Consider the following 6,270-nt stretch of genomic DNA (forward strand, 5'->3'; position numbering starts at 1 on the left):
GGACCACCGTGAGGTGCGCGCGCCGCGGCCCACCCGGCGCGGCCACCCGGCGCGGACGAGCCCCCCAGGGCCCCTCACCCAGTGCGCCACCATTCACCTGTGCGAGTGCTGCACCCATGTCGTAACTCCTTCCGGCGTGTCTATCGAAACTCAGTTCGATAGAACGGTTGTACGATGTCTAGCACGCAGTCGATCCCGGACGCAAGACACACCTCGAACAGATGTTTGAGTTCGTGACCTTGAGGCCCTAGGCTCGATGCCATGGAACAAAGCCTGACAGGGACCACTGACAAGGTGTCTGACCAGGCAATTCACGCGGACAAGCGCTAGCGGAGGTTGGCATGAGCACCAAGGACGGCAAGGGCCAGGTCCACCCGATGCCCGAACGATCGGACGGCGACGGGCTCACGGTCCGCCAGCGACGGGTCCTGGAGGTCATCCGCAACTCGATCGACCGCCGCGGCTATCCGCCCAGCATGCGTGAGATCGGCGAGGCCGTCGGCCTGGTCTCTCCCAGCTCCGTGGCCTATCAATTGCACGCTCTCGAGAACAAGGGCTACCTGCGACGCGACCCGCACCGGCCCCGTGCCATCGAGGTGGTCAGCCCGGATGCTCCCCGCAAGCGCGGCTACCGCCAGACGGCGAAGCCGGCCCCGGCGCCCGAGGAATTCGTCGACGAGACCGGCAGCGGCGACGCGCGCCCCGAGGCGTCATACGTTCCGGTGCTCGGTCGCATCGCCGCCGGCGTGCCCATCACCGCCGACGAGGTCGTCGAAGACGTCTTCCCGCTTCCCCGGCAGATCGTGGGCGAGGGCTCGCTCTTCCTGCTCAAGGTCGTCGGCGACTCGATGATCGACGCAGCGATCTGCGACGGCGACTGGGTCGTCGTGCGCCAGCAGCCCACCGCCGACAACGGCGACATCGTCGCCGCGCTCCTGGACAACGAGGCCACGGTCAAGACCTTCAGGCGCAAGAACGGCAAGGTCTGGCTCATGCCGCACAACGACGCGTTCTCCCCCATCGACGGTGACCACGCGACGATCCTGGGCAAGGTCACCGCGGTGCTGCGCCGGGTCTGACCGCCCCCGCGAGCCGGCTGAGCACCGGCGTGATGGGGGCATCGATCTTCAACGTCGCCAGATCGTCGCCGCGCGTGGGCCCTTTGGTCAGAACGGCGATCGGTATGCCGTGTGCCGCAGCCCTTTTCACGAACCGTAGCCCGCTCATCACCATCAGCGAGGAGCCGACGACGAGCAGAGCGCGAGCCTGATCGGTCAGGGCGAAGCACCTCTCGACGCGTACCTTCGGCACGCTCCCACCGAAGAAGACGACGTCGGGCTTCAGGGCGTCGCCGCGGCATAGCGGACACCGCGGAGCGCGGAAGCCGGCGACCGCGGCATCGTCGAGCACCACGTCACCGTCGGGCCGGATCTGCGCCGACACCCGCGACCCGCCGCCAGGTGCCAGCGCGACCGTGCGGGCGAAGTCCGGGTTCGCCGTGGCCATCCACTCCTGCACGGCACTGCGCTCCAGCCGCGCGTCACAGGTCAGGCAGACGACCTCCGCCAGCCGGCCGTGAAGGTCGATGACGTCACGGGCACCCGCAGCCTGGTGCAACCCGTCGACGTTCTGGCTGATGATCGCGCCGACGCGACCGGCCTGCTGCAGCGTCGTGATCGCCCGGTGCCCGTCGTTGGGGCGGGCGGCGGAGAACCGCTCCCACCCGGCATACGACCGGGCCCAGTAGCGTTGCCGCCCAACGGGGGAGGTGACGAACTCGCCATGAGACATCGGCGTCACCCGCCGAGTGCCGTCCGGCCCGCGATAGTCGGGGATCCCCGAATCGGTGCTCAGCCCCGCCCCGGACAACACGAGCGCCGGGCGATCCTCCAGGAGGTCGGCCAGTTCGGCGGCGGCGTGGGTCCAGTCGTGCACGACAAGCAGTATGCGGTGTGCCCCCGCCGTCGGGTCAGCCTGTGGACCACGCGAATACTGCGGTTCACCGACACGAAATGCCTCGACGCATAACACGCCGTTATATGGTGTCGGGATGATCGATGCCGCGGGGCTGCGGGTGATGCGCGCCATCGCCGAGCAGGGCAGCTTCACCGGCGCGGCGACCGCCCTCGGCTATTCCCAGCCCGCGATCTCACAGATGGTCCGCCGGCTCGAGCAACGCACCGGCACTCCCCTCGTCGACCGGGTCGGCCGCACCGTCCGGCTCACCGAAGCGGGTGCCGCCCTGGCCCGGCACGCCGGGACCGTTCTCAGCGCACTCGACGCCGCCGAGGAGGAAGTCTCCGCAATCGCCGGGCTGCGGGCCGGTCGTGTCCGGTTGGCGGCCTTCCCATCCGCATCGGCGACGCTCGTGCCCAAAGCCCTTGCGCTGGTGCGGGATCGCTTCCCGGACATCTCGATGACCTTCACCGAGGCCGAACCCCCCGAATCGCTCGCCGCCCTGCGCGCCGGCGAGTGTGACCTGGCCGTGGCCTTCACCTACGCCGGTGACGACCTGGCCGCCGACAGCGAGGATCTGGACGTCCTGGTCACCGAACCCCTCCTACGGGACGAGGTGCTGATCGCCTTGCCCCCCAGCCACCGGCTGGCCCGGGGCACCGGGGCGGTGGATCTCGCAGACCTAGCCACGGAACATTGGATCGCCGGCTGTCCCCGATGCCGAGGTCACCTGCTGACCATGTGCGATCAGGCCGGGTTCAGTCCCGACGTCAGTTTCGAGACCGAGGACTATGTCGCGGTCCAAGGGCTGGTGGCGGCGGGGCTCGGCGTCGCACTCATCCCCGACCTCATCGTGCGCACCACCTACAACCCCGACGTCGTCATCCGCCAGGTCACGCCGGCTTCCCGCCGGGACATCCTGGCCGTGACCACTCCCGACCTGCGCCGGGTGCCGGCCGTCGCGGCCGCGCTCGAAGCGCTGGCCGAGGTCGCCGCCTCACCCGACCTCCTGCCGACCTTCCCCGGTGACGCTGCGTCAGTTCCCGAACCCGAGCTCGACTATCACCTCTGACGCCGGGCCGGGCAGTCCCCGGGCATGACGGAGGTGACGGGTGAGGCGGAGTGATATCTCAACGGGGTGGGAATCGACATCTCGACGGGGGGCTAGTGATCGGTGCGGACGTAGAGTTGGCCGCCGGCCACCCAGAGGGCGATATCGCCGGCCTGGTCGGTGCGCAGGACCCGGGTGCCGAGCGCCGCGGCCGCGTCGAGGAAGCGTGGGGCGGGATGGCCGTAGTCGTTGTCGGCGCCGACGCTGACCAGCGTCACCGGCGCCCGGGTCTCAGCGAACAGGATGTCGTCGTAGTTCGCCGACCCGTGGTGGGGAGCCTTGACGACGTCGAACCGTGGATTCGACTGCGGGCCAAAGAGGTTCGCCTGCTGGGTGAGGCGTAGAGAACGGCCCGCCTCCGCCTCGACATCCCCGGTGAGGAGGGCGTCGAAGTCCCCGATGCGCACGGTCAGCACGACGCTCGCGTTGTTGGGGACCGAGCCGGCGTCGATGCGGCGCGCGGGCCCGAGGACGCTCAGCGTCGTGGCGCCGAACCGGAGCTGCTCGCCGAGCCGAGCGGGACGCAGGGGTATGCCGCCCTGCCCGGCCAGCCGCGCGACGGTGGCAGCTCGGTCGGGTGGGTCCGCGACGGGTGAGGTGACGATGCCCGCGACGGATCGGTCGCGCAGGGCTCCGGCTAGGCCGTCGACGTGATCGGCGTGGAAGTGGGTCAGGACGATCAGGTCCAGCGCCTTGACGCTGAGCCGCCGCAGGCAGCGGTCGACAGCGAGCGGCTCCGGACCCGCATCGACGAGGATGCCGCGGCCGGGTGTCGTCGCGACGACGAGAGCATCACCCTGGCCGACATCGCAAGCCACGAGTTGCCATGGCCCAGGTGGCCGGCCCCACCACCCGGTCGGCAGCACGGCAGCCAGCGAGAGCAACAGCCCGGCAAGACTCGTGCGGGGGCGCACGCGTGCGGCATACCGCAGCCGAGGGGCGGTGACGAGGAGCAGCAGCGTCACTCCTGTCAGCAGCATCGCGCCGGCGGCACCGTCGGGCCAGTCGATGCTGCCCCACGACACGCCGGCGGCACGGTGGGCGATCCAGGTGATGGCCAGTGCCGGTGCGCCCGGCGCCCAGGCCAGCCAGCCGGTCGGCAGGCCGAGCGCAGCAAGGGTTGCCAAACCGAGACCGGCAATCGTCACCGGCGCCACGAAGGGAGCGGCGAGGATATTCGCGGGAATCCCCACGACGCTGATATTCCCTTGCAGGAGAACGAGAACCGGGGCAGTCGTCACCTGCGCGGCAACCGGGACCCACCACCGCCACGGCGATCGGCGCCGGGCAACGCGAGAAGCGCTGCACCACGGCCCGCGACCACGGGCCGGCGAAGACCAGCAGCCCCAGGGTCGCCAGCGCCGATAGCGCGAACCCGAAGCTGCGCGCCAGCCACGGGTCCGCCATCAGCAGCCCGACGATGGCCGCGCCGAGAGCCGGTATGCCGGCTGCCCGCGTCGATCGGTAACACGCCAGGACTCCGACGCCGCCCATCGCGGCGGCCCGGATGACGCTCGGCTCCGGGCGGGTGACGACGACGAAGGCCGCGATGACAAGGAGCAGCGCAGCAGGCCGCCAGCGCCGGCGAACCCCCAACACCCCCAGCCCGGCCACGGCACACACGACGAGGATGCTGACGTTGGCGCCGCTGACCGCCGACAGGTGCGCCAGACCCGCGGCGCGCATGTCGGAGGTCAGCTCGGGCGGGGAGCGGGAGGTGTCGCCGAACACCATGGCCGGGACCAGGCCCTGGGCATCCGGCGGCAAGGCCGACACCGCACCGCGCAGTGCCCCGCGGATATGGGAGGACCACGCCACGAGCCGGGACGAGGCGGGCCGGCTCGTGGGTCCGTACAACGGTTTAGCTATGGCGAGAACGGAATCGCCGGGGTCGGCAGGCCGCATCCGCACCAGCACGTCGACGTGATCGCGCCACTGCAGATGCGACCACCTGTCGTCCCCGATGACGAGCATCGTCGCGGACGAACGCGTGACCTGCCCGGCGCTGAGCACCGTCTCGGCACGCAGGCGCACCACGAACCGGCCGTTGTCGATCGGCACCGGCTCGGCCACGACCGGCCCGGAGACGCGGCCGACGCCGCCTCGATTGGCGAGTTCGTCGACGACCCCGGCGCGGCGCCGCAGGTCGGCCAGGCCCGCCGTGGCGACAAGAACTCCGGTCACGGCGGCCACCAGTGCCGCCATCCGCAACGCCCCACCACCTCGGCGATGCCGGGCCCGGCCGAGCCACGCGGGCCAGGCCGCCACGACCAGGGCGACAGCCCCGATGATCACGCGGATCCCCCCGCCGACGCCCAGGGTCAGGGCGGTTGCTCCCCACCCGAACAGCGCCGGCACCAGCAGCCGCAGATCGACACCCGGGCGGCGGTCCGGGTGGCCGTCGCCGGGACGCGTCTGCCGAGCGTGGCCACGCGGGTCGAGCCGAACGCTGCCGTCGCGCGTCTGTCCCCACATCGTCTAGAGCGTCACGAGCGGGGTGAGATTGGCCAGCAGCTTCTCGCCGATGCCGCTGACCTCGCCGAGCTGATCGATGCTCGCGAATGCGCCGTGCTGGCTGCGCCAGTCCAGGATTCGTTGCGCGAGAACCGGACCCACGCCGGGCAGGGTGTCGAGTTGAGCCAGGTCGGCTGTGTTGATGGGCACCTTTACTCCGGGCCCTCCGCCTGTGCCGCCCGACCCGGATCCGGTGGCCGGCGCCGCCGGCCCGGACGCTGGAGTCGGGGACTCTCCAGGCCGAAGGACCTGGATCTGTTCGCCGTCGACCACCGCGCGGGCCAGGTTGATCGCGTCCAGGTCCGCCTTGCTCGTCGCGCCCCCGGCCGCCTCGATCGCATCCAGGATCCGCGCCCCCGCGGGCACCTCCACGACCCCGGGACGCTTGACCTGGCCCACGACATGGACCCGCACCATGGCCCCGGCGCTCGCCGAGCCACCCGAAGAGATATCCGTCGCGGGCGGACCGGGCGCACTTGAGCCTGACACACGGGAGTCCCCGGACGCGCCGCCGGCCGCGGCCGGCTCGCCGCCGCCCGTGGCCCGCGGGTCCGTCATCGTGGACAGTGCCGGGATGGGCACCGCGTCCGCCCGCGCCCGCACGAGCCGCATCCCGAAGAGCAACCCGGCAGCCACCGCCGCCAGCAGAACGGTGACCACCACCGGATGGCTGACGGCGGGGGGGGGGG

5 protein-coding genes and 2 pseudogenes are annotated in these 6,270 nt (G+C 71.2%); 2 read left to right on the forward strand and 5 right to left on the reverse strand.

What is annotated here, in order from left to right:
- Window positions 1-341 precede the first annotated feature (341 nt).
- Window positions 342-1,079 (forward strand): transcriptional repressor LexA, encoded by a 738-nt coding sequence (lexA, locus tag BN11_RS16720; RefSeq protein WP_048699480.1) that lies wholly within the window; start codon window positions 342-344, stop codon window positions 1,077-1,079.
- On the opposite strand, the gene BN11_RS16725 is transcribed toward lexA, so the two are convergent.
- A complete protein-coding gene (locus BN11_RS16725; RefSeq protein ID WP_235435523.1) occupies window positions 1,054-1,935 on the reverse strand; it encodes an NAD-dependent protein deacetylase in 882 nt (293 codons plus the stop codon). The genes lexA and BN11_RS16725 overlap by 26 nt on opposite strands.
- A gap of 115 nt (window positions 1,936-2,050) precedes the next feature.
- On the opposite strand from BN11_RS16725, the gene BN11_RS16730 reads away from it, so the two are divergent.
- Window positions 2,051-3,028, forward strand: a complete 978-nt coding sequence (locus BN11_RS16730) for a LysR family transcriptional regulator (protein WP_083433827.1) — start codon at window positions 2,051-2,053, stop codon at window positions 3,026-3,028.
- Window positions 3,029-3,120: 92 nt separating this feature from the next.
- On the opposite strand, the gene BN11_RS25350 is transcribed toward BN11_RS16730, so the two are convergent.
- The 4 genes and pseudogenes from BN11_RS25350 to BN11_RS25355 form a co-directional block, all read right to left on the reverse strand.
- On the reverse strand, window positions 3,121-4,032 hold the full coding sequence (locus BN11_RS25350; protein WP_327152903.1) for a ComEC/Rec2 family competence protein: 912 nt from the start codon (window positions 4,030-4,032) through the stop codon (window positions 3,121-3,123).
- Window positions 4,018-4,326, reverse strand: a pseudogene (locus BN11_RS25650) (ComEC/Rec2 family competence protein); the annotation flags it as partial. The gene BN11_RS25350 and the pseudogene BN11_RS25650, both read right to left, overlap by 15 nt.
- Before the next feature lie 40 nt (window positions 4,327-4,366).
- Window positions 4,367-5,542: pseudogene (locus BN11_RS26190) on the reverse strand (ComEC/Rec2 family competence protein); the annotation flags it as partial.
- A gap of 3 nt (window positions 5,543-5,545) precedes the next feature.
- On the reverse strand, window positions 5,546-6,270 hold a 725-nt coding region (locus BN11_RS25355), incomplete at its 5' end, for a ComEA family DNA-binding protein (RefSeq protein ID WP_235435524.1).

The sequence above is a fragment of the Nostocoides australiense Ben110 genome, from assembly GCF_001050535.1.
GTDB classification, from domain to species: domain Bacteria; phylum Actinomycetota; class Actinomycetes; order Actinomycetales; family Dermatophilaceae; genus Nostocoides_A; species Nostocoides_A australiense.